This window comes from Corynebacterium sp. HMSC034B08, from assembly GCF_001835805.1.
Taxonomy (GTDB): Bacteria; Actinomycetota; Actinomycetes; order Mycobacteriales; family Mycobacteriaceae; genus Corynebacterium; species Corynebacterium coyleae.
The window spans coordinates 1-2,442 of the sequence record NZ_KV825913.1; the positions used below are offsets into that span (position 1 = coordinate 1).

Annotated in this window: 2 protein-coding genes and 1 pseudogene; 1 reads left to right on the forward strand and 2 read right to left on the reverse strand. The window is 56.3% G+C overall.

From position 1 onward, the window contains the following. Positions 1–216 precede the first annotated feature (216 nt). Positions 217–1,392 (forward strand): type I restriction enzyme HsdR N-terminal domain-containing protein, encoded by a 1,176-nt coding sequence (locus HMPREF2656_RS02465; protein WP_141760980.1) that lies wholly within the window; start codon positions 217–219, stop codon positions 1,390–1,392. Positions 1,393–1,417: 25 nt separating this feature from the next. Here the strand turns inward: HMPREF2656_RS02465 and HMPREF2656_RS02470 are convergent, their stop codons facing one another. Both HMPREF2656_RS02470 and HMPREF2656_RS02475 read right to left on the reverse strand, forming a co-directional pair. After that, positions 1,418–1,879, reverse strand: a complete 462-nt coding sequence (locus tag HMPREF2656_RS02470) for a hypothetical protein (RefSeq protein ID WP_051014163.1) — start codon at positions 1,877–1,879, stop codon at positions 1,418–1,420. Between the two features lie 61 nt (positions 1,880–1,940). Continuing rightward, a pseudogene (locus HMPREF2656_RS02475) lies at positions 1,941–2,442 on the reverse strand (recombinase family protein); the annotation flags it as partial.

Consider the following 2,442-nt stretch of genomic DNA (forward strand, 5'->3'; position numbering starts at 1 on the left):
ATGCGTCAAGCCATAAGCACTACGTGGTTCCCCTGCCTCTCGTTGTGGCAGTAGAGAAGTAAGTGTGAACGCCGTAAGCAATAGTTGTTCTCCTCCCTGCATTCGGGAGGTTCATGGTTTTTCTCTGCAAGCGGCCACATCCCTTCCGAAGAGATTCTTTCGTGCGACGTGGTCAGTCCCGTATGGGGCATTTCTGTATCGAATATGATCAGGGGCATGACTGACTTCTCTGAGCTCGTTGCCGCTTTTGGGGTCGACGCCAAAAACACTCTGAACGGCCCGGGGGAACCAGAAGCCGCCCTGTCCCGCCCTGTGGCTGCTCTCCTGGAGACCTTCGGCGAGCAAGTCCTTCATCGCACTGTGGTGCTTCATGAGGAGGTTCGGGAAGACTCTGGGAACGTTCGTCCTGATTACGGTGTACGCGTTGACAATCTGATCTCGGGACATATTGAACTTAAGCGCCCCGGGACGTCCCTTGACCCGAATACCTATGGGAAGTCCACTCACAACGGGAAGCAGTGGAGGCGACTGCGTAATTTGCCGAACCTGCTGCACACCAATGGGCTGGAATGGCGGCTCTGGCGGTATGGGGAGTTGGTCGGCTCACCTGTTCATCTTGATGCAGCCTCTCTCGCGACCCACAAGGGAAGGCTTACGGCTCCACCTGAGTTCAAGACGATGCTCACGAGCTTCCTGGGGTGGGGGCCGACACCGATCACCAGTATTTCCCGGCTCGTGAACACCATCGCCCCGCTGGCGGCACTGTTGCGCGAGGAAGTTCTCGAGTCACTCAAAGCTAACCGGCGACATGCTAAGGCCACCGGCCGACCAGAAGCGCACTATCCGTTCATCGGGTTGAAGCGTGATTGGCGAGCCAGTCTTTACCCGCATGCCACGGATGAACAGTTCGCCGACGGGTTTGCCCAAACCGTGGTTTTTGCCTTGGTTGTTGCCTTGTCCGAAGGGATCAGCTTTACCACCGGGAGCCTCCGTGATATCGCTACGGAAATCCAGTCCCAGCACAGTCTGTTGGGACGTTCCCTCGACCTCCTCACCGAGCATCTGACTGACTCCACCGTCGGTTTGGTCATCGAGACAATCACTCGCACCCTCTCGGCGACGCAGTGGGACAAGATCTCTGGAGGAAACCAGGATGTCTATCTGCACCTGTATGAGCACTTCCTGGAGGCCTACGACCCTGAACTACGCAAACAGTCCGGGTCGTACTACACCCCTGCTGATGTAGTGACAGGCATGACCCGTTTGGCAGACCAAGCACTCAAAAACCACATGGGTATCCCGGATGGACTATCTTCCCGAGATGTTGCAGTCATAGAAACTTTCATGTCACAACGGATACAAACGCGCGCCAACTACGATTTAGCCGCTTGACTGGTTCACTTCCAGCGAGCGAGGGTCATGGGCCGATCTTCCGGGAAACGAAGAGCTTGCGGTAATGGGGATCCCCGTCTTTACGCGGGTAATAGTGCCAGCCAATTCCTGCCCAAAACTCGTCAGCGCCTTCGGAGAAAGCGATCAAGGGGTAACCTGCGTAGTGGCTGATCAGATGCCTTGCAAACTCAGCCCCATAGTGCTGTCGGCGAAGGTCATGGCGGATTTCAAAGAACCAGATCTCTTTGGTTGGCACCGTCGAGTCAACTCCGATATAGCTATCGGAGAGCGGCCAATCTGTCACCTCAGCGCGCCCGACTTCCACACTATCGGCAAGAAACTGGATGTACTCTTTGCCACCCAGGGTGTCGTCGCCGACTCGTCCAGCCCTGTCGTGCCACCAGCGGTCATCGAATCCCTCGACCACCTGGAACGGCGTCACGTAGTCCTCAACTTGCTGAAGAATTTTCAATTGTAAGCAATCCACCACTCCAAGACTACGCGAGCGCCCACCAGGTTCTGGCAGGCGCTTAGATGTGGATACTGGGTTACTGCTTGATGGCGACTACTTGGGTGCTGCCGTCGCGAAATTGAAAGGTGACGTTGCCGTCGACGTCGACGGTGCCTTTATCGAGCAAAGCTACGCAGAGGTATGGGCTGAAGACCAAGCGTTCAAGATCAAGGTTGGCGGTCTCCTGCATGTAATAGTGGTAGGCGGCCAGTCGGTTGTTTTTGTTCTGGATCTCGGCGACCACGGCAGCGTGATCAGGTAACAGCGCCTGGTGCTGTTCGTGGCTAGCGTTGAACGCCTTCTCGTAGGTTTGCTGGTCTTGAGCGACTCGTGCGTTGTGGGCGATCATCGATTGGAGCTTTTTGGCCACCTCGTTGATCTGAGCGAGAAGCCCGGCGGCCTCAACCTCCAGGTCACTCGTGTCGAGGGCGTCGAGAACGGCTTGGTTGACACCTGTGTCGGTCGATGAGCCGAATCGAAGGCGAATGGCCTTAAGGAACATGTCCTTGAGTCGTTGATCGCTGATGTGCCCGGTGGCG